The sequence below is a fragment of the Streptomyces sp. NPDC042371 genome (assembly GCF_056437465.1).
Genome location: NZ_JBWKAP010000003.1, coordinates 578,950 through 601,950 on the forward strand (window position 1 = coordinate 578,950; position 23,001 = coordinate 601,950).

A 23,001-nucleotide genomic window follows, 5' to 3' on the forward strand; every position below is an offset into this window, starting at 1 on the left:
GCCGACCGCACCGCTCGGAGCTCAACTCCCGTCTCCTTCGAGGGAGATGTCGTTCGTCTCGGGCCGTCCCCCGGGTCGTGCAGCCAATGCACCATCCCAAATCCCGCGACTCCGCGGGTGCCCCTGTGAACCTTGGGAGTAGGCACCATGACCCAGTCGTCAGTGGAGCCCAAGACCACCGCAGAGGACGCGGGCCCCGGCTCGCGCGTCCCGGCCGGCAGGTCTTGGCTCGATCGGTACTTTCACATATCCCGGCGGGGATCGACGGTCGCGCGTGAGGTGCGCGGCGGTATCACCACCTTCATGGCGATGGCGTACATCGTCCTGCTCAACCCCCTGATCCTGTCCGGCAAGGACGCGGCGGGGGACACCATGGGCCAGAAGGCCCTGATCACCGCGACGGCGCTCGCCGCGGCGGTCACCACGCTCCTGATGGGCTTCGTCGGCAAGGTGCCGCTGGCCCTGGCCGCCGGACTCTCCGTGTCCGGTGTGATCTCCTCGCAGGTAGCGCCCGAGATGACCTGGCCGCAGGCCATGGGCATGTGCGTGATGTACGGCGTGGTGATCATGCTCCTGGTGGTCACCGGGCTGCGTGAGATGATCATGAACGCGATCCCGCTCGCCCTCAAGCACGGCATCACCATGGGCATCGGTCTCTTCATCGCGATCATCGGCCTGGTCAAGGGCGGCTTCGTGCACCCCGGCAAGGCCACCGTGCTCAGTCTCGGCCCCACCGGCGAACTCCAGGGCTGGCCCGTCCTGATCTTCGCCTGCACCCTGCTCCTGATCTTCATGCTGCAGGCGCGCAACACCCCCGGCGCGATCCTGATCGGCATCATCACGGGCACCGTCGTGGCCGTCGTCCTCAACGCCCTCGACGTGATCGACCCCAAGCAGTGGGCGAACGGCGCCCCCGAACTGCACGGCAGCGCGGTCTCGTCACCCGACTTCTCGCTCATCGGCGACGTCGAGTTCGGCGGCTGGGGCGAAGTCGGCGCGATGACCGTCGGCATGATCGTCTTCACCCTCGTCCTCGCCGGGTTCTTCGACGCGATGGCCACCATCATCGGCGTCGGCACCGAGGCCAACCTCGCCGACGAGAAGGGCCGCATGCCGGGCCTGTCCAAGGCGCTGTTCATCGACGGCGCAGGCGGCGCCATCGGCGGCGTGGCGGGCGGCTCAGGACAGACCGTCTTCGTCGAGTCCGCGACCGGAGTCGGCGAGGGTGCCCGCACGGGGCTCGCCTCCGTCGTCACCGGCCTGTTCTTCGCGGGCTGCCTCTTCTTCACGCCGCTCACCGCGATCGTGCCGCAGGAGGTCGCCTCCGCCGCGCTCGTCGTCATCGGAGCGATGATGATGATGAACGCCCGGCACGTCGACTGGGCCGACCGCGCCACCGCCATCCCGGTCTTCCTGACCGTGGTGCTCATGCCCTTCACGTACACCATCACCACCGGTGTCGCGGCGGGCGTCATCTCCTGGGTCGCCATCAAGATCGCCCAGGGCAAGGCGCGCGAGATCGGCGCCTTCATGTGGGGCCTGACGGTGATCTTCATCGTCTACTTCGCCCTCAACCCCATCGAAGGATGGCTGGGCGTCCACTGAGGCGCTGAGCCCTCCGCACACCCGTAGAGCCTTGAGGAGGCCGAGATGCTGGACATCGCCGACGAGCTGAACCGGTGGGTCGAGCAGGGACGTGACTTCGCCGTCGCCACCGTGGTGGCGGTCGGCGGGAGCGCGCCCCGGCAACCCGGCGCCGCGCTCGCCGTCGACAGCGAGGGCACGGCGATCGGCTCGGTCTCCGGCGGATGTGTGGAGGGCGCTGTCTACGAACTGTGCCTGCAGTCCCTGGAGGACGGCGGGACCGTCCTCGACCGCTTCGGATACAGCGACGACGACGCCTTCGCCGTGGGCCTGACCTGCGGCGGCATCATCGACATCCTCGTGACCCCGGTCCGCGCGGACTCCGCGGCCAGACCGGTGCTCGCCGCCGCCCTGGCCGCCGCATCCGCGGGGGAGGCGGCAGCCGTCGCCCGGGTCACGTCCGGGCCCGCCGAACTCCTCGGCCGTGCCCTCCTCGTCCGTACGACGGACACGGCAGGCGCGTACGAGGGCGGCCTCGGCGGACACCCAGAGCTGGACCGCACGGTGGCGGGGGAGGCCCGCGCCCTGCTCGACGCGGGACGCACCACGACGGTGGAGATCGGCGCGGACGGCTCGCGGTGCGGTCAGCCGCTCGTGGTCCTCGTCGAGTCCAGCGTCCCGCCGCCCCGCATGATCGTGTTCGGTGCGATCGACTTCGCGTCGGCACTGGTCCGCATGGGCAAGTTCCTCGGCTACCACGTGACCGTCTGCGACGCCCGGCCCGTCTTCGCGACGCCCACCCGCTTCCCCGACGCCGACGAGATCGTCGTCGACTGGCCGCACCGCTACCTGGAGAGCACGGAGGTCGACGGCCGCACCGTGCTCTGCGTCCTCACCCACGACGCCAAGTTCGACGTGCCGCTGCTGCAACTGGCACTGCGGCTGCCCGTCGCCTACGTCGGAGCGATGGGATCGCGCCGCACCCACGAGGACCGCAACGTACGCCTGCGCGACATCGGCGTCACCGAGATCGAGCTGGCGCGTCTGCGCTCGCCCATCGGCCTCGACCTGGGAGCCCGTACGCCCGAGGAGACCGCCCTGTCGATCGCCGCGGAGATCGTGGCGAACCGCCGCGGCGGCACCGGGGTCTCCCTCACCGGCGCGCACACCCCCATCCACCACGACGGATCGCGCGAGCTCTCCGGGCGGATCGGGTCGGTCGCCTGAGGGTGCGGTTGCGCGACACGTGTCCACGTCCCTTCTAGCTGCCCTTTGCCTCCGCGCGTCACGATCGGTGCATGGAAGAGCAGCTCACCGTCATCGACCCTGCCGGGCGTGAAATCCACCGCGGGCCGCGACCCGCTGCGGCACGGCGAGAGCGCGGGCCGCTTCGACATCACCCGCGCCGACAAGGAGCACCTCGCCTTCGGGCACGGCGTGCACTACTGCGTGGGCGCCCCGCTGGCCCGCAGGGAGGCGGCGATCGCGCTCCCCGCGCTGTTCGACCGGTTCCCCGCGCTGCGGCTCGACGAGGCGCGGGCGGCGCGGCCCGTCGAGTCCTTCATCGCGGACGGCTTCAGCGCGGTGCCGGTCCTGCTGCGATGAGCCGGTCCGCGGCCCGGCCGAACATCCGCCGGGCCACGGACGACAGCACCCCGTCGCACACCGCGGGCAGCCACCGCACGCGGAGGTCCTCACGCCACACCACCGCGGAGCCCCGGCCCGCGGCGGGATACACCTCGATCTCCGCCCAGCCCGTCACGAACGTCCCGCGCTTCTCCAGGCGGAGCCGTCCCGGCGCGGCGCCGTCCGGCGGAGACCACTCGACGACCTCCATCACGTCGTCGAAGCCGACGGGCCCCAGCGCGCTGCGCGCGACGAAGACCGTGCCCACGTGGGTGGGCGGGGGAGTGCGGACGGTGATGCGGGTGAGCGGGGCGACGTCGCCGTGCCGCTCCCAGGTGGTCAGCCGTCGCCACGCCTCGTCGGCGGGCAGGGGGGTGTCTCGGGTGATCTGGAAGATGGCCACGCCTCTGAGCGTGCCAGACGCTAGCGGTAGACCTTGCCCGGCTCGGCCTTGCCCGGCGCGAGGAGCTGGGGAACGGTCACGAAGACGTAGCCGCGCTTCTTCAAGCCGTCTATGACGCCGGGGACCGCGGGCACGGTGCCCTTGTAGATGTCGTGCAGCAGGATGATGCCGTCCCGCTCGGTCTGGTCGAGGACCCGCTTCTCGATCAGCTTGGAGTCATTGGTCGTGTAGTCCTTCGCGGTGACGGACCACAGGATCTCGGAGAGGCCGAGCTCCTTGGAGAGCTTGTTGATGTCGTCGTTGGTGCGGCCCTGCGGCGGGCGCATCAGCGTCGGCTTCTTGCCTATGAGCTTCTCTATCGCGTCGTTGGGGCGCTCCAGCTCGCTGCGCGCCTCCTTCGCGTCGATCTTCGTGAGGATCTTGTGCGACCAGGTGTGGCTGGCGACCTCGTGCCCCTCGGCGTCCATCTGCTTCACGAGCTCGGGGTACTTCTCTATGTGGTTCTTGCCGAGCGTGAAGAAGGTGGCGTGGACCTGCTTCTCCTTGAGGATCTTCAGCAGCTTGGGCGTGTTCTCGCTGGGGCCCGCGTCGAAGGTCAGCGCCACGCACTTGGCCTTGCGGCAGTCGACGGTGCCGAACTTTCCCTGGTCCGCGGCCTTCGCCGCCGCGCCGTCCTTGCGCACGGTGCTCGGCGAGGTGGTGTCGAGCTTGGTGCACCCGGTCAGCGCGAGGGCGAGAGCCGCCCCCGCCGCGAGGACGGGGGCGGTGCGACGCAACCGCTTGGCCGAGTGCGTCGTCTTGCAGGAAGATGGCGTGTTCATGGGGGGCATGCGCCCACTATACACAGGGCGTATACACCTGATTCATAGCGCCATCCGCTACCGGGAAGCCCAGGTCAGGACGGGTTCAGACCGGAATCACCCGGATCGAGGGGTGGATGGCTGTGTTCAGGTACAGCCGCTCCTTCTTGTTCTCCTGCTCCAGCTCCATCACGAGCCGGTACCGGTACAGACCGGGCTTGGCGGTGCTCATCACCGTGCCCGCCCAGTAGTAGTAGACGGGCGTGTACTTGTCCCGCATCCGGTCGGGCATCCCGTAGATCTTCAGCTCGTTGAAGATCCGCCGCTCCGCCACGTGCTCCTCGTCGCCCAGCTCGGTGTCGAGGAAGACGATGTTGTTGATCTTCGGCATGGGCGGCCAGGTGCCGTCGAGGCGCTTCTCCATGTCGATCGGGCGCACGATCCAGTTGATGACCTGGCCCTGCTTGCACACCGTCTCCAGGGACGACGTGCCCTGCCCCTTGCCGCCGATGCTGTTGTCCATCATGTAGATCGAGTCGCTCAGCGAACCCGTCGACGCCGCCCGCTCCATGTTGATGAGCGTCACGATGTTGAGCTGGACCGAGTTCAGCTGACCGGGGTTCTGCTTCTCCACGCCGCTGCGCGTAGTGGTGCTCACCGTGCCTCCTTCGCGTACACCGTCATGACTGCCCGGTCCCTAGCCGACGAGGGACGACGACAGGGTGGTGGTGATCGGTTCGTCCCTCGTGCCGAGCTTGAACTTGATCTGGTACGTGATCGGACCGGCGTCCTTCTTCACCGTCCCGGTCCAGTACGCGACGTCGGTGCCGGGGTACACCTTCCGCTCCGGCTCGCAGATCTCGCTGTCGATGATGATGTCGTCGATGGCGACGAACGCCTCGCACTCCAGCGCGAGACAGTTCCACAGGATCTGGTCCCCGCGCCGCGCCTTCGTCTGCAGTTCCTCGGTGCCGAACCCCGTGGACCCGCCGGACTTGTTCGTGTCGTACATGTACAGATGGCCGTTGAGGTTGCCTGCCGCGAGCGCGCCGACGGCGTCGACGACGGCGGTGATGGAGATGGGCCGCTTCACGGCCGCTTCCCGCCTCGGTTTGGTGGTCATGCGTTCCTCCTCTTCCGGTGGTGGCTCAGGCGTCGCGGCCGGGGCGCGCGCCAGGGGGGATGGGCAGCTGGCCGATGCCCGCCTTGGTGAAGGCGTTGCGCCGCGGCTCCGAGGTGATCTTCAGGGCCGACGCGCACGTCAGGTTCACCGGGTCCCACCGGAGTTCGCCGTTCGTCTGCACCAGCTTGTGCAGCTGGATGCGCATCATGTACGAGTACGTCCCCGGGCGGGACGTGTCGACCGACGCCGACCAGTACCAGCCGTCGGTCACCATGTCCGGCGAGCCGTACTCCGCCGGATACATGATCTTCGAGTCCACGGCCTCGCCGTAGATGTCGGTGATCACCGGCGCCGGGTAGCTCGCCGCGGCCGTCGCGTCCTCGGTGACGACCTGCCCCATGACGTCGACGATCTTCTGCCCGGACATCCGGCCCCGGGTGCGCCGCGTCGTCTTGACCCGGGTGCCCACGCTCCGCCGGATGCGGTTGAGCTCGGTCGCGGCGTCGGCGCTCGGCACCGTCGACTTGGCCGCCAGCTCCTGCAGTTCGGCGAGGGCGTCCTCGTCGGTCTGCCGGGCCCGCTCGACCTCGTAGCCGCGCGGCACGGTCGGCGGGATGGAACCCAGGCTGTACGGCAGCCAGTTGAGCACCTGCTCGCTGGCCTGGGAACCGTCCCGCCAGTACGAGCCGTTGATCGCGGTCACCAGCTCGCTGGTCCCCTGGTTGTCGGAGCCGTGCAGCTTCATGTTGTCGAAGAGGTAGGTGTTGCCTTCGAGCGTGCTGGACGCCAGCGCGTTGCCGACGTCCACGAGCACGATGATCGCCAACTGTTGGGGCATGATTCCGCCTTCGTCGTCGTTCCCGGCTTTGCCGTCGTCGTGCCGGCCGCTACTGACACATCAACGCGGGTGAATCGATGGACATGACGCTGTTGGAGCCCTCGTACATCTGGAGCTCGAGCCGGTACTGGTACGGCACGCCCGGCGTCATCCAGTGCGGCACCACCCCGGTCCACACGTCGAGGTCGAGCTTGTCGCCGTCCTCCTCCCGGCCGTTCGCCGACTGTCCGTGGGCCGACTGGCCCTGAGCCGCCTGCCCTTGAGGCGCCTGGCCCTGAGCCGACTGGCCCTGAGATCCGGCGCCCGCGGCCCCGGGCGGGGTCATGGCGGGCCCCGACGCGGCCGCGCCGTTGTGCCCGTTCGCCGGTGCGAACGAGATGTTCTTGATCTCGACCGGCGTCTGCAGGTCCAGGGCGAGCGCGGTCCAGGACACGACCTGGCCGGGCTTGACGACGGTCACGAGGTCCGCCGTGCCCTGATGGGTGCTGTCGAAGGCTCCGTCGTCCACCATGCAGAGGTTGCCGTCGAGCAGTGACTTGACCGACAGCGCTCCGATGACGTCCACGACGGCGATGATGTTCACCTGCGTTTTCATACCGCTCCTGTTCATTCCATTCCCTGCCTAGCCGCGGTCCCGGACCAGCGGGACCTTTCCGACGGCGGTCCGCTCGATCTCCGCGGACAGCCTGGGCACGAACTTGAGCTGGAGGGTGTATCCGGTCTTCTCGATCGACGCGGCGTTCGCCTCGCCGTGGTTGAACAGCGAGAGGGCGCGCGGCAGCGCGTTCACGAACACCTGCTGGAGCCCGTAGGGGCCGAGCACGGTGTCGGCGCGGTAGGTCAGACCCATGACGTCGTCGACCGCCGCGTACAGGGTGATCGTCCTGCCCTCGCGGTGGTTGACGAACTGGATGTCGTGCGCCACCGCGTCCAGGTCCACCACCTCGGCGGCCTTCAGCTCCTCGCGCAGCGCCGCATAGGCCCGCGCTCCCGAGTACTGGCTGTCGTTGAGGTGCAGTACGTCCCCGGTGCGGCCCGCGAACTCGAACTGCCGGGTCTTGAGGCCGGGACCGTCCGTGCGCGGCCGGTGGATCATCCGGTCGCCCAGCTTCAGCCGCAGCAGCGGCGTCTCGTGGGCGTGCAGCCGCGTGACGACGAGCTCGCCCTCCTCGCCCTCGGGGACCTGGCGGCCCTCCTCGTCGACGATCTCGATGAAGTGCAGGCCCGGCACCGAGGACAGATGGGGTGACGCGGCATCGAGCTGCAGGCCGATCGTCTCCGCCTGGGTGGCGGCGAAGTAGCTGAGGATCGACAGGTTCGGGTACAGCGCCTGCAGCTCCACCCGCTTGCGCTGCGGCAGCACGCCGCTGCCGTACAGGGCGACGCGGAAGCTGTCGCGGTACTCCTGGCGCATGCCCGCGCCGAGCTCGGCGAGGATCGCGATGCCCGCCGAGATCCCCATCAGGGCCTTCGGGCCCTTGTAGGAGAACATGTGATCAAGCACCGGGGCCGTGACGGGGCCCGCGCCGACGTAGTTGACACCCGGCACGTGCTGCAGCACACCGCCGACCATGGTGCCGCTGCTCCACATCTGGTAGTCGGCCAGGGTGGTGAAGAGCCACTTGGGATCGCTGCCCGCCAGATGCCGGGCGAGTTGGTAGGCCCCCATGAAGCGGCCCGCGATCTCATAGGTGTCCTTCAACTCCCGCAGGGAGTAGACGACTTCGAGCGGTCTGCCGCCGCTGGTGCCGCCGCTCGCGACGATCTCGAACTCGCCGCGGGTCAGGGGCACCACCATGCCCGGCCGCGAGTCCATGAAGAAGTCGCGCTGGACGTCCTTGTCCGACAGCGGGATGCGCTGCCACTCCTCGTACGTCGCGGGAGCGTGCCCGATACCGGCGCCGCGCAGCCGCTCGCGCCACAGCGGGTTGAGCAGCACGGTGTTCACCATCTGCTGGAGGCGGCGCAGCACGACCGCGTCCTGGATCTCGTGCGGGATCTCGCTGTACAGCGTCTGGCAGACCCGCTCGCACTCGCGCATCTTGCTCGCGAACGAGGGGAGCACGGTGACGGCTTCGACGGACTCCGGCTGCAGCTCCCAGTCGGGGATGAGCCAGTTGGCCAGTTCGCGGGCGCCGCCGGGAGCAGGCGCGGGCAGTGGAACATGAGGTGCTTGTGAAGCGTGAGATGTACTCAACATCCGTCCCCTCTACGCTTTTTCTGTACCCTCTTCTCCGTCGAGCAGGTCCTGCGCCGTCCTTTTGATTTCGGAAAGCAGCATTCTGAAATGCTCGCCGGTGATCTGGTGGTTCATCATGACCACGCGCAGCGCCGCCACCCCGTCGAGGTTCACCTTCGAGATGAAGAAGTTCCCCTCGAATTTGATGCGGTTCCTGATGGCGATCTGCAGATGGTGCACGTCCTTCTTGTCGAGCCGTCTGCCGAGTTTCTCTTCGAGGTTGGCCGGATGGTAGCGGAAGCACAGGATGTTGGCTTCCGGCCGGTGCAGGGTCTCGAAGTCGGGGTCGGCCCTTACGACGTCGTGGGCCTCCTGCGTCAACTGGCAGAGATACTCGATTTTCTCCGCGAACAGGGCCCGTCCGTAAATGGCCCACAGTGCCCACAGCGTCATGATCATGGGACGCTTCGTGCACTCGAAGTTCTTTCCACCGCTGTCGAAGGCGGTATAGACGTCCTGCTCCTCGTCGAAGACGTAGCTGGCCTTCTGCCGGAATGCCGAGAGGGCGGTCTCCTTGTTTCGGTAGAAGAGCATCGTGCAGGGTGATGGCACGAACATCATCTTGTGCGCGTCCCAGGTCAGGGAGTCCACCTTCTCGATCCCCCGCAGCTTGTCGCGGAGCGCGTCCGACACCAGCAGGCTCGCGCCGTGCGCGCCGTCGACGTGCAGCCAGATGCCCTTCTCCCGGGCCACCTCGGCGAGTTCGTCGATCGGGTCGAAGGCGCCCACCGACGTACTGCCCGCGGAGGCGACCATGCAGAACACCTTGAGGTTCTGCCGCTCGGCCGCTTCGAGGGTGGCGCGCACCTCGGCGGGGCAGATCTGCTGCTGCCGGTTGAGCGGCAGACGCACGAGCTGTGCGTCGCCGATGCCGAGCACACCGGCCGCCCGCGCCACGCTGTAGTGCACGTCGGCGCCCACGGCGATGGCGGGCCGGGGCTGGCCGCGCACTGCTGAACCGCCCTGTGACCAGTACCCGGGCAGCTTTTCGTTCCTGGCCGCGAGCAGCGCCGTCAGGTTGGCGAGCGAGCCGCCCGACGTGGTGATCATGGTGAAGCGCTTCGGGTCCCAGCCGATGAAGCGGTTCAGCTCGTCGGCCATGATCCGCTCCACGGCGTTGGGCAACTGGCCCGCCTCGTAGAACGAGGACGGCTGGTTGACCACGGAGCTGACGAAGTCGATGACGCCCGCGAGCGGTACGACTCCGGAGAACTGCCGCCCCATGTACCCGGGGGAGTGGACCTGGATCCCCGTCCGGATGTACAGGTCGATGATGCCCGCCAGCCTCTCCTCGTCGAAGGCGGCGATCTTGTCGTGCTCGGTTGTCATGAGGGCCCTCGCGGCCTGCGAGAGCCTGGCCGGCTCGATCAGCTCGAGGCCTCTGATCGAGATGTCCGACAGGTGTTTCTCCAGCTTCGCGAGAGCTGTTTCCGAGTTCTCCCGGAACTGCTGCGGATCGAAAGCGTCCAGCAGGAGTGCGCTCTGATCGGACAGTAAGCCACTCCGTTCCGATCCGGGATCACTCGAGCGAGATTCCGTCACTAGGGTCCCCCCTTGGAAATCCCCCGTGTACCCGACATGGTTGTTCCGGTGTGCGCCGACCGGGCGAGGCAGGCATTTTTTCGGCGGCACCGCAAAGGCTTGCCGTCCGGCTGATCAAACCGGACGGCACTTCCTTTCCCAGCGGCGCGCGTTCGGCGCAAGCCGCACGGATTCCCCCCTCGAAGAGTTCTGCGCAGCTGTCATCTCCCGGCATGGTCAGTGCCTGCCCCCACAGCGACCACCGTAGGCGTCGTCCATTAATCGAGAAATCGAAAGTCTGAGTTCTGTCCGAAAGGGAGCGCGGACCATCTGATGGTTCGTCACTCAACAGTCGTCACACCCGCATCCGTAGGCTTCAGGGGCTCCAGGGGGGCTCCTCGCTTTTCGGACAGCATGCCTTGGGCATGTGCGCTGCAGATAGGCAAAAGGGCAGTACCGGAGTCGGGTGTCCGGCGATGCAAGGCCTTTTCTGCCAACCTCGGACCTGGCCTGGGGGGAGGCCTTGCCGCCCCTGCGGGGCGCCCCGATCGGGGCGGATATTTCCCGCTCCGTCACGACGATCCGGCCACGCGAACGATGGGGCGGCCGGATGTTCGAATGGCGCGGAAGGGTGTGCCTGCGGCGGCTTCGGGTGCGGTGACGGCGAGGTCTCGGTGAGCGCGGGGTGCGGTGACCGTGCCGGCGGATGTCGCCGGGACGGCCACCGCTCCTCCCCCGGTCGGTGGCGCTGGGGTCAGCGGCTTGTGGCGTCGGAGGGCTCGCAGCGGTACAGGGTCTGCGGGGGTGCCTTGCCGCTGTTGGTCGCTCCGTACGTCCGTGGCTCGACCTCGGCGCAGGCCGACGCGACCCAGGCGCTGATCTTCGACGTCTTCGTGCCCTCGTCGGTGACCAGGGCGAAGCGGAGGTCGCCGGTGGCGACGAGGTGCCGGTACTCGGAGAGGGTGACGGGTTGGGCGTGCAGTCCGGTGAGCGGCAGGGTCGGCGTTCCCGCGGCGTAGATGTAGGGGGCCGAGACCTCCCAAGTCTCGGTGGACAGCGTGTACTTGGCGGAGCCGCCGCGCTTCTCGGCGTACTCGATGTATTCGAGGATCCTGCGCTGATCGGGCGTCAGGGAGGTGCGGACCTTGACGTCGGCCGCGCGTACGGTGCCCGTGCCCGTCGAGATTCGGGTGTCGGCGCCCGGCCCGGCGTAGGCGTCGACCGCGCTTCCTCCATACCGTTCGTTCAGTACGGACAGCGACCAGGTCGTCGGTGCGGCGAACATCGCGACGGCTGCGGCGAGCAGGCCGCCGAGCGCGATCCTGTGCGCGGTCCTGCCGGTGGTCCTGCCCGTGGTCTTCGGGAAGCGGCCGAGGGCGATGACGGCGACGAGTGCGGCCACCACGACCAGCGGGACCAGCCAGGGGGTGAAGCCGGTGTGTACCCGGGCCAGATGGACCGTCCAGGCGGCCTCGACCACGACGACCGCGGGCAGGATCCAGACGCGTGCCGTCCCCCGGGCCGCCGCGGCACGGTGGGAGCGCCACAGAGTGACGGTTCCGGCGGCGGACAGCGCGACGAGCGGGGGCGCGAGGACGGCCACGTACGCGGTGTGGGGAAGGTTGCCGAGGGCGCTGAGCACGGCGGCCGCGGTGATGAGCCACGTGCCCCACATCAGATGACCGGCTCGGCCCGGGTGGGTGCGGGAGGCCTTGCGGTGCCGGGCGAGCCCCAGTGCGAGGGAGATGAGCGCGAGCGGGTACAGCCAGGCGATCTGGGGTGTCAGACGGGGGCTGCGCAGGAGCTTGAGCCACAGGGCCGTCCTGGAGGGGGACTTCGGGTTGATCTGGTTTCCGGCGGGGGTGGCGGTGGCGGCGGCCGATCGCTTCCCGGAGGGGCCGCCCGACGGCTTCGGTGCCACGCCGCCCTTCTCCCGGCTCGCTCCGTCCGGCCCTGTGCGGTTGCCCGTGCCGTCCGGTCGCGTGCGGTTGCCGGTGCCGTCCGGTCGCGTGCGGCTGCCGGTGCCGTCCGGTCGCGTGCCCGTGCCGTCCGGTCGCGTGCGGCTGCCTGTCCCGTCCGGTCCCGTGCGGTTGCCTGTCCCACTCCGCCCCGTGCCGTTGCCGGTCGCCGGGGGTGTGCGGGTGGCCCCGCCGTTGCCCCAGAGCCCGTTGCTGCGGGTGGGGGCCGCCCCGTCGATCAATCCCGCGTGCAGCCGGTTGAAGCCGTTGTAGCCGAAGACCATCGCGGCCGCGCTGTTGTCCGTCGAGCCGTCGACGTACGGGCGGTCGCGCTCCGGCGTGAACGTCATCAACGCCACCCACGACAGCGACACCGAGAACATCACCACGCCCGCCAGGGCCAGTTGGCCGATCCTGCGCCGCAACGGGACCGGCGCCGCCACGAGATAGCCGACGCACAGCGCGGGCACGATGATCCAGGCCTCCATCATCTTCGCCTGGAAGCCGAGCCCGATCCACAGCGCGCTCAGCAGCAGCGACCGCAGCCGAGCGGAGCGCACCGCCCTCTGGTACTGGTCGGCGGCGAGCACGAGGCACATCGTGACCGAGCCGTCGAGCATCGCGCGGCCGAACATGGAGGCCGCCACGGGCGTCACCGTGAGCAGCCCCGCGGCGAGCAGCCCGGCGGCGGGCCCCTGCCAGCGGCGCACCAGCCGGTACATCACCAGTACGGAGATCACGCCCATGACGCACTGGGGCAGTGTCAGCGCCCAGGCGCGGAAGCCGAAGACCCGTGCCGAGAGCGCCTGCGGCCACAGGAAGCCGCCGATCTTGTCCAGGGTGAGCGTGGCGGACGGATCGAGGCCGGTGAACAGGAACGCCTCCCAGCTCACCGACATGCTGCGCGCGGCCACCGAGTAGTACGGGGCGAAGCCGCTGCTCGTGATGTTCCACGTGTAGAGCAGGGCGGCGAGACCGGCGATGCCGAGGAGCGCGGGCCTGGCCCACCGGGGCTGGCCGACGGGCGAGCGCCAGAACCGCAGTCGGCTCCGGGGCGGCCGGTCCGGCGAGGGCCGGGGCGCAGGGGGTGCGGTGGTCAGGGAGGTCATGACCCTTGCTTCTACCGGTACGGGGTTGTCCGGGGTCGGACGCGCAGCTCCGGACAACAAGCTCCGGACAACAGGCACCGGACAGCAGGTACCGGACAACAAGCTCCGGACAACAGGCACCGGCCAACAAGCTCCAAGCGGCGTGGTCCTCCGGCAGCCGACGGTGTCAGTGCGCGCAGGCCCGCCGGGGCCACTCGCCGTCCGGGGCGTTGAGGTAGCGGGCGCGTTCCCCCCGGCTGAGATCCCGGCGCAGCGAGCGGCAGATCCGGTCGACGGCCTCGCCCGTGCCCCGGAGCACACCCCAGAGCCGCAGCGTGCCGTCCTCGCCGCCGCTGGCGACGGTCCGTCCGTCCGGGCTGAACGCCACGGACCACACGGCGCCTTCGTGCCCGGCCAGGACGGAGTTCTGGAGCCCGGTCGCGGCGTCCCACAGCCGCACGGTGCCGTCCCGGTCCCCACCGGCCACCGTCCGCCCGTCGGGGCTGAACGCCACCGACTGGGCGCCGCGGCGGTTCCCGGTCAGTGTGGCGCGGGCCGTGCCCGTGGCCGTGTCCCAGAGCCGCACCGTGCCGTCCTCGCTGCCTCCGGCGACGGTGCGCCCGTCCGGGCTGAACGCCACGCTCCGTACCGGGGACTTGGTGCCGGTGCGCAGGACGCGGGTCCTGCCCCGGGCGGCGTCCCACAGCCGAAGGGTTCCGCCGTCGCCTCCGACGGCGACGGTGTGTCCGTCGGCTCCGAACGCCACGGACCAAACGGTTTCCCGCTGCCCGTACGAGGCGCCGCGCGGCTCGCCGGTCTCCGCGTTCCACAGCCGTACGTCTCCACCGCCGCGACCCTTGCCACCGGCGGCGACGGTGCGCCCATCGCGGCTGAACGCCACGGAATACACAGCGCCTTGATGCCCAGTCAGCACCTCCCGCGTCCTACCGGTCGCCGCGTCCCGCAGCCGTACGGTTCCGTCATCGCCGCCGCTGGCGAGAGTGCGCCCGTCCGGGCTGAACGCCACGGTTCGTACGATCCCCTGATGTCCCGTCAGCACCCGCCGCGTCCTGCCATTGGCCGCGTCCCACACCCGTACGGTGCCGTCGCGGGCGCCACCACCCGCCACCGTGCGCCCGTCCGAACTGAAGGCCACCGACCGCACGGCACCCTGCCGACCGGTCACCGTGACGCGCTCCCTGCCGGTCGCCACCGCCCACACCCGCACCGTGCCGTCGCGTCCGCCGCTGGCCACCGTGCTCCCGTCCGGGCTGAACGCGGCGGCGGACACCGAGCCCCGGTGCCCGGCCAGCACCGCGCGCAGCGACCCGGTCGCCGCGTCCCACAGCCGCACGGTGCCGTCGTGCTGGCCACTGAGCACCGTACGGCGGTCGGGGCTGAAGGCCACCGACTCGGCGTCCCTGCGGCGTTCGGCGAGCGTGCCGCGCTCCTTGCCGGTGGCCACGGTCCACACCTGTACGGTGCCGTCGCGGGCGCCGCCGGTCACCGTACGGCCGTCGGGACTGAACGCGACCGTCGCGACGGGACTGCGTCGCCCGGCCCGCAGGACGTGCCCTTTGCCGGTCGCCGTGTCCCACAGCCGTACGGTCCCGTCGTCGCCCCCGCTGGCGACCGTGCGCCCGTCCGGACTGAACGCCACGGTCTGCGGGGCCCCCTGATGCCCCTTCAGCATGCGCCGCTCTTCGCCGGAGGCCGCCACCCACAGTCGTACGGTGCCGTCATCACCCCCGCTGGCGACCGTGCGCCCGTCCGGACTGAACGCCACCGCTCTCACCTCGCCCCGATGGCCGCCGGTCGCGAGGGCGCGTGACGATCCGGTGGCCGTGTTCCACAGCCGTACGGTTCCGTCGGCGCCGCCACCGGCCACGGTGTGTCCGTCAGGGCTGAACGCGACGCTGGTCACGGCGCCTTGATGGCCTGTCAGCACTCTGCTCTGCCTGCCGGTCACGCTGTTCCACAGGCGTACGGTCCCGTCCTTGCCGCCGCTGGCCACGGTCCGGGCATCGGAACTGAAGGCCACCGCCTTCACCTCGCCCCGGTGCCCCTCCATGCGCTGTTGCAAGGGGAGCGAGGCCGCGGCGAAGAGACCGGCGGTGGCCTCGGCGGTGGGGCGGATCCGGTAGGCGTACACCGCGAGGAGCGAGGCGAGGTCGGAGTCGGCGGAGAGGAGGGCGGCCGACTGCGCGGCGAGCTGCCGGGACAGGGCGCTGCGCTGCTCGGCGACGGCCTCGCGCCGGTTGCCCTCGCTGGTCCGGTACTGGTCCCAGGCGAGCAGGCCCGAGAGCAGCGCGAGGAGCAGGAGGACGGAGAGGGCGAGGGTGAAGCGCCGCAGCCGCCGGGTGGTGCGCGCCTCGGCGAGCCGCTCCCGCTCCCGGGCCGCGGTGCTGGCTGCGAGGAAGTCGTGCTCCAGGGTGGTGAGTTCGGGGTGGGGGTGCGTGCCGACGACGTAGGGACTGTCCCTGGAGGGGGCGCTGCCGGAGGCGCCATCGGCGGAGGTGGTGGGGGCGAAGGAGTCCTCCGCCGCGTCGAGGCGCGTGCCGCGGTACAGCGCGCCCGGGTCGCGGTGCTCGCGGTCCCACGCGGTCGCCGCGTCGCTCAGCCGCTGGCGCAGCAGCAGCCCCGCCCGGTCCTCGTCGATCCAGTGCCGCAGCCGTGGCCAGGCCTGCAGCAGGGCCTCGTGCGTGAGCTCGACCGTCTCCGTGTCCAGGGTGATCAGGCGGGCCCTGGCCAGCGCGTCGAGCACCGTCCGCACGTCCGCGGGTCCTGAGCCTGCCAGGCCCAGGGAGTCCAGGTCCGCGCGGGCCGGTCGCCGCCTCGTGGCGTCGGTGCCCTCGCCGACCGCGACGAGGCGCAGCAGGAGTGTGCGGGCCAGCCGCCGCTGACCGTCGTCGAAACCGGCGTGGACCGCCTCCGCCGTCTGGCCCAGGGCGTGCCGGATGCCGCCCGCGGCCTCGTACCCGGCGAGCGTGAGCGTGTTCCCGCGGCGGCGCCGCCAGGTCTCGCGCAGCGCGTGGGAGACCAGCGGCAGCACCGTGGCGCGACCGGTGGCATCGGCGATCACGCGGGCGAGCAGCGCCCCCTCGACCGTGCAGTCGGCGCGCGCGGCGGGCCTGCTGATCGCCCGGCGCAGCTCGTCGGTGGTCATCGGGCCCACCAGCAACTGGGCGTCGCGCAAGGCTTCCACGAGCTCCGGGTGCTGTGCGCAGCGGGCGTAGAAGTCGGCGCGCACGCCCAGTACGACGCGCGTCCGGCTGTTGGGCGTCCGGGCGGCGGTGAGCAGGGCGGTGATGAACCGCGTGCGTTCCCGGTCGTCGGAGCAGAGCGTGAACATCTCCTCGAACTGGTCGACGACCAGGAGGAGTTCGGCGTCGTCGGGCTGGTCGGCCAGCGCCTTGAGCACGGTCAGGTGCAGGGCTCGTGGATCCGTCACGAGGTCCGTGTGCAGGGTGGTCGGGGAGCCGTTGGTGACGGCGGCGAGGCGTGCGGCGCACTCTTCGAGGGGGTGGGGGCCGGGTGCGAAGAGCACGGTGGTCCAGCGGGTCCCGCTCCCGGCCCCCGCGCCGTCCCGCACACGGGGCAGCAGTCCCGCCCTCAGCAGCGAGGACTTCCCCGACCCGGACGCGCCGAACACGGCGAGGAAGCGCCGGGAACGCACCCGCCCGACCAGGTCGTCGGTGAGCTGTTCCCGCCCGAAGAACCAGGCGGCGTCCTCCGGTTGGAACGCGGCGAGTCCCACGTACGGTCCGCGCTGCTCCGGATCATCGGAGCCGGGCAGCTCGCCGGTACGGTCGTCCGTGGCCGCGAGCCGGGCGCCGAGCGCACGCCACCTCGCCTCCCATACGGCCACGTCCCCGCCGCACGCCCGCACATAGGCGAGGGTGACCGGCAGGCTGGGGAGCCTGCGGCCGCCCGCCGCGTCCGCCAGCGTCGTCGAGGAGTAGTGGGCGTCGCGGGCCAGCCGACGGTACGGGGGGCTGCCCGCCTTCTCCCTCAACCGCCGCAGGTCGGCGGCGAATCCGGTGAGCTCGCCACCGTCGTCCTCCAGCGGCCGCTCTCCCCGTGGCACCGTCACCACCCCCGCCCCTCATTGTCCGGCCCGGCCGCCCGCCCTCCAGCCGCCGGAACCGGACAATCCACCGGCTCAGTGGATACGGACCCACCAGTCGGCGATGACGAGGAGAAGAGGCCCCGACATGTCGGCCACGCTGAGGACGGCGTGGCGACGGGCCGCCGACCAGAGGGGCAGGTTCCGTTCCTCCACGGGGTCGTGGCGGCCCTCTCCCGTTCTCCCGTCGCCATCACCTTCGTACGGCATGCGAACCTCCGCTCCTCAAGGGGGCGTTGCCCCTGGCCGCACCTCGTGCGCGGCCGGTGGCATCACCCTGCGGCCGCCCGGCTCCCACGCCCCGTACTCCCGGGCGAAGCGGGCGGACCGGGCGCGCCCGGCGAACTATCCTGCTGGCCAGCGCCTTCACGGACCGGCACCCGGAACACCCGATCCGGCTGGAACGGGCGTCGGCACGCACGGGGGAGGGACGGGGCGATGGGTTCGGCTCGACAGCGGCTGTGGGCACACCTGCGCGGGCTGCGCGCGAGGGCGGAGGCTGCCCGGCGCGCCCAGGGGCTCTCCGACTCCCAGGCCACGGTGGAGCGCGAACTCAAGGCCTCGGGCCGCGGCGGCGCACCCGGCTTCTCCGGCCAGCGGATCAACGACTGGACGCCCGAAGAGCCGGAAGCCATGAGCATCCCCCAGCCACGCAGCCACGACCGGGTCGTCGCGCTCGCGGGCCTCTGGGCCGAGTGGTCGGGAGAGCCGCCGCCCGGCCGCGCCCTGCGGAACCTGCTGGACGAGGCCTGCGACGAGTGGAAGCGCGAGCGCACGAACGAAGCGTGTGGGCGGGCGTCCGCCGGACACGGTGCGGCTTCGGGCCACGATGCGTCTGCCGGACGCGGTGCGGCTTCGGGCCACGATGCGTCTGCCGGACGCGGTGCGGCTTCGGGCCACGATGCGTCTGCCGGACACGGATCCCCTCCCACCCCCGGAGCCCCCACTACCCACCGCACGGCCAGAGACCTCACCCCCTGGCTGCTCGAGGTCCGCGAAGCGCCCCTGCCCGGCCGCCCCGCCGCACCACCCACCCCGCCCACGTCCCCCACACCACTCACCCCACCCACCCTCACCCCCTACCTCCCCCGCACCCACGACCGCGCCCTTCGCGAGCACCTCAAGTCCGCCGCGTCCGGCGGCCCTTCCGCCCTGGGCGTGCTGACCGGCGAATCGTCGACCGGCAAGACGCGGGCCCTGTACGAAGCGGTCCTGGCCGTGGCGCCGGACCACAGGCTGCTCCGGCCGCCCACCGCCCGCGCCCTGCTCGACCTGATCGCCCGCGGTGAGGTGGGCGAAGGGTGTGTGCTGTGGCTGAACGAGGTGCAGCGGATCCTGCTCGACCGGGAAGGGGACGACGCCGCGGTCGCGCTGACCGCCGTCCTCCAGGAGCAGCCCGGCATCGTCGCCGTCGCCGCCCTCTGGAAGGACCCGTACTGGCGTCAGTTCACCGCCCAGGGACGGGACGACGACCCGTCCAGGCACACCCGGGTCCTGCTCACCGGAGCGCACGCCCGGCACTTCACGGTCCCGCGCACCCTCACCCCCGAAGAGCTCGACCAGTGGCGGCAACTCGCCCGCGACCGCGAGGACGCCCGGCTCCACTCCGCGGGGCGGGCCGGTGCGGCCGACGGACAGGTCGTCCAGCACCTCAGCGGCGGGCCCGAACTTCTCGACGCATATGTGAGCGGTCCCGAGGGGCACTTCACCCCGCGCGAGCACGCCCTGGTCACCGCCGCCCTCGGCGCCCGCAGGCTCGGCCACCAGACGCCGCTCGGCGGCGAACTCCTCGCGGCGGCGGCCGACGCCGCCCTCGCCCCGCACCACCGGGCCTCCCGCGCCGACTGGGCCGCAACCGACCTGGCGGCGCTGACCGACGGCGTGCGCGGCGACGGCTCGCGCGCCGACATCCGCAGCACCCTCACCCCGCTGCGCGCAGTGCGGGAGTCCGCCGGGGCCAGGCCCCGCTACGAACCCGCCGACTACCTCCTCCAGCACACCGCGCCGCCCCACGCGGCCCCGCCGGGCACCGCGGCCCTGTGGGAGGCGCTCGTCCGGCACACGGACGACACCGAGGACCTGCACAGGCTCCAGGCGGCGGCCTGGCGGCGCGGACTGTTCCGGTACGCCCTCGGGCTCGACCGGCGGGCCGCGCTCGCGGGCAGTGACGACGCGTGCGTACGTATCGTCGAGCGCACCCGGCGACACCCCGACGCCGCGCGAGCCGCCGTCTGGGCCGCCGCGCACGTGGGTCCGTCGGGCGACCGGGCCGTGAACGAGCTCCTTGCGGCGCTGCACGCATCAGGCGACCAGGAGGCCTTGGACACGCTCGCGCGGCGCCTCGTCGAGGCCGCCGACCCGGCGGACGTGCAGGCCGTCGGCGAGCTGGCCGAACGCCTGACGAAGGTCGGCGTCACGGCCGAAGTCGTCGATGCCCTCGTCGACTCCCTGGCCGCCCACGTCGACCGGACCGCCACGGAGGGAATCGTCTGGGTGCTGCCGCACCTCGCGAAGGCGACCGCGGGGCGGCCCGCACGGCGCGTCGTCGGACTGCTGGCGCACCGCGCCGCCACTCACGCGGACCTGACGAACACGTGGCACACCACCCGGCTCCTGGACGTGTTCGGCATCGTCGGTGAGTCTCGGGCGGCGGCGGTCCTGGCCGCTCGCATCGTGGACGGGGCGGTGGACCTCGATCCGGACGAACTCCCGTATTTGATCGGCGCGTTGCAGCAGGCCGGGGCGGAGCGGGCCGTGCGCGACCTGCTCGCTCTCGACCCCGCCGCCCGGACCGGGCTCACCGACGTCGGTACCGTCTCGCGGCTCCTCCAGGTGCTCAGGAAGGCCGGGGACGAGGACGGTGTGCGCACGCTGCTCGGCCGCTCGCCCGCCCGCCACATCGACGTCGTCGGCCACCCGGACCTCTTCGACGTCGCGTCCTTCCTCTGCGGGTTCCTCGTGGCGCTCCGGGAGCTGGGGGCCGAGGACGAGTTCGCCGTGCTGGCCGAGCGCGTGGCGGAGGGGGCCGACCTGGAGGACGCGGAGGCGATGGCGTCGCTGCTCGACCTGTTCCACCACACCGGCAGGCCCGAGCTCGTACGCCGGGTGCTGGCACGGCAGCCGGTGACCGGGCTCTTCTGCGAGGACCCGGAGGAATTGCGCGGGCTCCTGTGCGTGCTGCTCGCGGTCGGCGCGGAGGCCGAGTTCGAGGCGCTGGCGTCGGAGGTGGTCTCCCATGTGACCCTCACCGAACCGGACTCCGTCGGTGTGGTCGTCGTGCTGCTGTGGGAGCTCGGCGGGGAACGGGCCCTTGCCCCGCTGATGGCGGCGGCGCTCGCCCACACTCCTGCGGACGAGACGTTCTTCCTGGTCCGGGAGTTGTCCCTGGCCGGTGCGGAGGACGCCGCCGCCCGGCTGGCCCGGCACATCGCCGAGCACGTCGAGAGGCCGAGCGTGGACGCCATGGAGTTCGTGCTCTGGGCCTTCACGGAGGTCGGTCAGGCGGAGGCGGTGCAGGTCCTCTTCGACCGCGGCCTCCTGGACGGGCTCGACGCGGTCGACTACGAAGGCCGGGAAGCGCTCGCGGGCCTCGTGGACACCCTGTGCGCGGCGGGCAGGAGGGAGGCCGCCCGGAAGATCGCGGACCGGGCGGCCGCCGCGGTCGCCCTCACCGACGTCTACGCCATCAGTACCCTGCTGAAGACTTTGACCGCCCACGGCTTCACGCAGGCGCGCGCGGTCCTGATCCGACGGGCCGCCGCGGGAGCCGAACTGACGCACATGAACAGCGTCGCCCGTCTGATCGAGGAGTTCCTCGCGGCCGGGGCCGTAGACGCCGTCGACGAGGTCCTGCGCCGCGACCCGCTCGGGCAGATCGACCGGGGCTGGGCCACGGAGAGCTGCCACGAAGCGCTCGTGGCCGCCCTCCGCAGAGCGGGCGCCCCGCAGGCGGACGAGTACGCCCGGTGGGCGCGCGGCGCCGGAATGCTGCCCGTCGAGCCCTGCCTTCCGCACGGCGTGGAGCTCGACGGCAGCCCTGCCGCCCCTTGGTCCTGGGCGAGCGTCATGGAGCAGCCCTGACGGTCGTCAGGAAACGCCGTCCACGACGAAACTGGTGACGGACTCGGCCGGAACGGTGAAGGTGGCCCGGCCGTCCGTCACCGGGACGGGGTCCCGCTCCTCCAGTGCCCCGCCCGCGCTGGTGACGACCGGCGTCATCGTGGCGTCCGGCGACACGCGGGAGAACTTCGAGAGGTCCACCGTCACCGACCGCTCCTCCCCGCCGGAGTTGACGTGGACCACGGTGGCGCCGCCCCCGTCCGTGCGGACCGCCGCGGCGCTCGACGTGTCGTCGACCGTGACCAGCCGGTCGCCCGGCCGGATCGTGTGCGTGAAGTTGCGGGCGGTGTCGAACTTGGTGTTGGTCCTGATCGGACAGGTCTTCAGGGTGTCCTTGGCGGTGCAGTCGAAGGGCAGCTGGATGCTGCCCCAGTTGCCGCCCTTCTCGCTCTCCCCGCCGGGCTTCATGTTGTTGTAGTCCTCGACGGGCTGCCAGAACACCCAGGCGGAAGGCTCCAGTTCACGCAGGTCGTCGACCATGTGCTGGGCCAGGCCGAGCCCGGACTTCATGTCGGTGAAGTCCTGCCCGTCCGGATCCCACTCACCCTCGACCTCGCTCATCCACAGCGGCTTCCCCGCCTCCTTCGCCAAGTCCCGCACGGCGGTGCGGCCTTCGGTGCCGTACGTGTGGACGTTGAGCCGGTCGACGAGGCCACGGACCTCGGCGGGGTAGGAGTTCCAGTTCTGGGCGAACAGCGTGGGGTTGGTCTCGTCCATCGCCGATATCTTCGCGTCCGTACGGGACTTCGCCAGCTTCGGGGCGAGTGCGCGGAGCACCTTCTGCTGGAGCTCGGGGCCGATGTGGGCGCCCTCCTGGCGTCCGCCGATGGGCTGCGAGTCGGACCCCAGCCACGTACTCCAGTAGTCGGTGTTGGGCTCGTTGAACGGGGCGATCGTGTCGACCTCGATGCCGTGCGCCTTCTCCAGGCGTTCGGTCGCGCCCGTGAGGTACGCGGCGAAATCACCGACGGACTCCTCCTTGAGCTGGTCCTCGGTGGCGTCGAAGCCCCCGGACACGTACCCGCTCTCCGTCATGAACCAGGGCGGTGAGTTGCTGAACGTCTCCCAGTGGTCGATGTCGCCTTTGATGCGGTCGACCCACCACCGCTGTGTCCTGTCGGCGTCGGGGTTCCAGTGTGCGGGGTCGTCGGGGTCCCACCAGTCGGTGTCCTCACGGGTGGTTCCGGCGGGCGCCCGCCACCAGCCCTGGACGGCCCCGCCGGGGCGCAGATAGTCCCGCACGTCGGGGGCGTTGCCGCCGCCGATGTTGTAGCGGGCGATGTTGAGGCCGAGCCCGCTGTCGCCGAAGACGAGGTCGGCGAGCTTCTCGCGCACCTCCGGGGGATAGTCGCCGGTGGCGTTGGCGAACCAGACGAGGCTGGTGCCCCAGCCCTCGAACTCCTCCTGGGCACGGGAGGGATCGGGCTGGACGGTGACAGTGGGGGGAGCGGCTGCCTGGGGCGGGGCCGCCGCGAGGACGGTCGTGGTGGCCAGGGCCGTGGAGCCGAGGGCCGTGAGCAGCCGCGTACGACGTGTGTGGCGTGTGCGGTGTGTGAGGCGTGTTCCGTGTGCCATC

At 71.0% G+C, this 23,001-nt stretch carries 16 protein-coding genes; 4 read left to right on the top strand and 12 right to left on the bottom strand.

Annotated features, from left to right (window positions below):
- Positions 1-147: 147 nt before the first annotated feature.
- The 3 genes from AC068B_RS12065 to AC068B_RS12075 all read left to right on the top strand — a co-directional run bounded on the left by AC068B_RS12065 (position 148) and on the right by AC068B_RS12075 (position 3,189).
- Positions 148-1,605 (top strand): NCS2 family permease, encoded by a 1,458-nt coding sequence (locus tag AC068B_RS12065; protein WP_356249231.1) that lies wholly within the window; start codon positions 148-150, stop codon positions 1,603-1,605.
- Positions 1,606-1,650: 45 nt separating this feature from the next.
- The gene (locus tag AC068B_RS12070) at positions 1,651-2,811 is read left to right on the top strand and encodes an XdhC family protein (protein WP_478670966.1); all 1,161 of its coding nucleotides are present in this window, start codon (positions 1,651-1,653) and stop codon (positions 2,809-2,811) included.
- A gap of 108 nt (positions 2,812-2,919) precedes the next feature.
- The gene (locus tag AC068B_RS12075; protein ID WP_478670969.1) at positions 2,920-3,189 is read left to right on the top strand and encodes a cytochrome P450; all 270 of its coding nucleotides are present in this window, start codon (positions 2,920-2,922) and stop codon (positions 3,187-3,189) included.
- Here AC068B_RS12075 and AC068B_RS12080 read toward each other — a convergent pair.
- The 11 genes from AC068B_RS12080 to AC068B_RS12130 form a co-directional block, all read right to left on the bottom strand.
- On the bottom strand, positions 3,161-3,613 hold the full coding sequence (locus AC068B_RS12080) for an SRPBCC family protein (protein WP_478670970.1): 453 nt from the start codon (positions 3,611-3,613) through the stop codon (positions 3,161-3,163). The two genes, AC068B_RS12075 and AC068B_RS12080, sit on opposite strands and share 29 nt — an antisense overlap.
- A 20-nt stretch (positions 3,614-3,633) precedes the next feature.
- The gene (locus AC068B_RS12085) at positions 3,634-4,434 is read right to left on the bottom strand and encodes a polysaccharide deacetylase family protein (RefSeq protein WP_478671283.1); all 801 of its coding nucleotides are present in this window, start codon (positions 4,432-4,434) and stop codon (positions 3,634-3,636) included.
- A gap of 85 nt (positions 4,435-4,519) precedes the next feature.
- The gene (locus AC068B_RS12090; RefSeq protein ID WP_478670973.1) at positions 4,520-5,071 is read right to left on the bottom strand and encodes a hypothetical protein; all 552 of its coding nucleotides are present in this window, start codon (positions 5,069-5,071) and stop codon (positions 4,520-4,522) included.
- Positions 5,072-5,110: 39 nt separating this feature from the next.
- Complete coding sequence (locus AC068B_RS12095) at positions 5,111-5,536, bottom strand: hypothetical protein (RefSeq protein WP_356249222.1); 426 nt, start codon at positions 5,534-5,536, stop codon at positions 5,111-5,113.
- 25 nt (positions 5,537-5,561) lie between these two features.
- Positions 5,562-6,374, bottom strand: coding sequence for a hypothetical protein (locus tag AC068B_RS12100; RefSeq protein ID WP_478670974.1), 813 nt, complete (start codon positions 6,372-6,374; stop codon positions 5,562-5,564).
- 49 nt (positions 6,375-6,423) lie between these two features.
- Complete coding sequence (locus AC068B_RS12105; RefSeq protein ID WP_478670977.1) at positions 6,424-6,969, bottom strand: hypothetical protein; 546 nt, start codon at positions 6,967-6,969, stop codon at positions 6,424-6,426.
- Positions 6,970-6,996: 27 nt separating this feature from the next.
- Complete coding sequence (locus AC068B_RS12110; protein ID WP_478670978.1) at positions 6,997-8,574, bottom strand: phenylacetate--CoA ligase family protein; 1,578 nt, start codon at positions 8,572-8,574, stop codon at positions 6,997-6,999.
- A 9-nt stretch (positions 8,575-8,583) separates the two neighbouring features.
- A complete protein-coding gene (locus AC068B_RS12115; protein ID WP_478670979.1) occupies positions 8,584-9,942 on the bottom strand; it encodes a pyridoxal phosphate-dependent decarboxylase family protein in 1,359 nt (452 codons plus the stop codon).
- A 946-nt stretch (positions 9,943-10,888) separates the two neighbouring features.
- Positions 10,889-13,201, bottom strand: a complete 2,313-nt coding sequence (locus AC068B_RS12120; RefSeq protein ID WP_478670981.1) for an ArnT family glycosyltransferase — start codon at positions 13,199-13,201, stop codon at positions 10,889-10,891.
- A gap of 166 nt (positions 13,202-13,367) precedes the next feature.
- Positions 13,368-17,273: a WD40 repeat domain-containing protein gene (locus tag AC068B_RS12125; RefSeq protein ID WP_478670983.1), complete on the bottom strand. Its 3,906-nt coding sequence runs from the start codon at positions 17,271-17,273 to the stop codon at positions 13,368-13,370.
- Between the two features lie 69 nt (positions 17,274-17,342).
- Positions 17,343-17,516 (bottom strand): hypothetical protein, encoded by a 174-nt coding sequence (locus tag AC068B_RS12130; RefSeq protein ID WP_478670984.1) that lies wholly within the window; start codon positions 17,514-17,516, stop codon positions 17,343-17,345.
- 228 nt (positions 17,517-17,744) lie between these two features.
- Here AC068B_RS12130 and AC068B_RS12135 point away from each other — a divergent pair, with 228 nt between their 5' ends.
- Positions 17,745-21,386 (top strand): hypothetical protein, encoded by a 3,642-nt coding sequence (locus AC068B_RS12135; protein ID WP_478670987.1) that lies wholly within the window; start codon positions 17,745-17,747, stop codon positions 21,384-21,386.
- 6 nt (positions 21,387-21,392) lie between these two features.
- Here AC068B_RS12135 and AC068B_RS12140 read toward each other — a convergent pair whose 3' ends face one another.
- Entirely contained in the window at positions 21,393-23,000 is a 1,608-nt protein-coding gene (locus tag AC068B_RS12140; RefSeq protein WP_478670988.1) for a glycoside hydrolase, read from the bottom strand.
- Position 23,001 lies beyond the last annotated feature (1 nt).

What these genes read in the sequence shown, in the direction of transcription:
- AC068B_RS12130 (WP_478670984.1), bottom strand. Translation starts at nt 17,516, where the DNA reads ATGCCGTACGAAGGTGATGGCGACGGGAGAACGGGAGAGGGCCGCCAC.
- AC068B_RS12140 (WP_478670988.1), bottom strand. Translation starts at nt 23,000, where the DNA reads ATGGCACACGGAACACGCCTCACACACCGCACACGCCACACACGTCGT.
- AC068B_RS12065 (WP_356249231.1), top strand. Translation starts at nt 148, where the DNA reads ATGACCCAGTCGTCAGTGGAGCCCAAGACCACCGCAGAGGACGCGGGC.
- AC068B_RS12105 (WP_478670977.1), bottom strand. Translation starts at nt 6,969, where the DNA reads ATGAAAACGCAGGTGAACATCATCGCCGTCGTGGACGTCATCGGAGCG.
- AC068B_RS12100 (WP_478670974.1), bottom strand. Translation starts at nt 6,374, where the DNA reads ATGCCCCAACAGTTGGCGATCATCGTGCTCGTGGACGTCGGCAACGCG.
- AC068B_RS12115 (WP_478670979.1), bottom strand. Translation starts at nt 9,942, where the DNA reads ATGACAACCGAGCACGACAAGATCGCCGCCTTCGACGAGGAGAGGCTG.
- AC068B_RS12135 (WP_478670987.1), top strand. Translation starts at nt 17,745, where the DNA reads ATGGGTTCGGCTCGACAGCGGCTGTGGGCACACCTGCGCGGGCTGCGC.
- AC068B_RS12095 (WP_356249222.1), bottom strand. Translation starts at nt 5,536, where the DNA reads ATGACCACCAAACCGAGGCGGGAAGCGGCCGTGAAGCGGCCCATCTCC.
- AC068B_RS12085 (WP_478671283.1), bottom strand. Translation starts at nt 4,434, where the DNA reads ATGAACACGCCATCTTCCTGCAAGACGACGCACTCGGCCAAGCGGTTG.
- AC068B_RS12120 (WP_478670981.1), bottom strand. Translation starts at nt 13,201, where the DNA reads ATGACCTCCCTGACCACCGCACCCCCTGCGCCCCGGCCCTCGCCGGAC.
- AC068B_RS12070 (WP_478670966.1), top strand. Translation starts at nt 1,651, where the DNA reads ATGCTGGACATCGCCGACGAGCTGAACCGGTGGGTCGAGCAGGGACGT.
- AC068B_RS12110 (WP_478670978.1), bottom strand. Translation starts at nt 8,574, where the DNA reads ATGTTGAGTACATCTCACGCTTCACAAGCACCTCATGTTCCACTGCCC.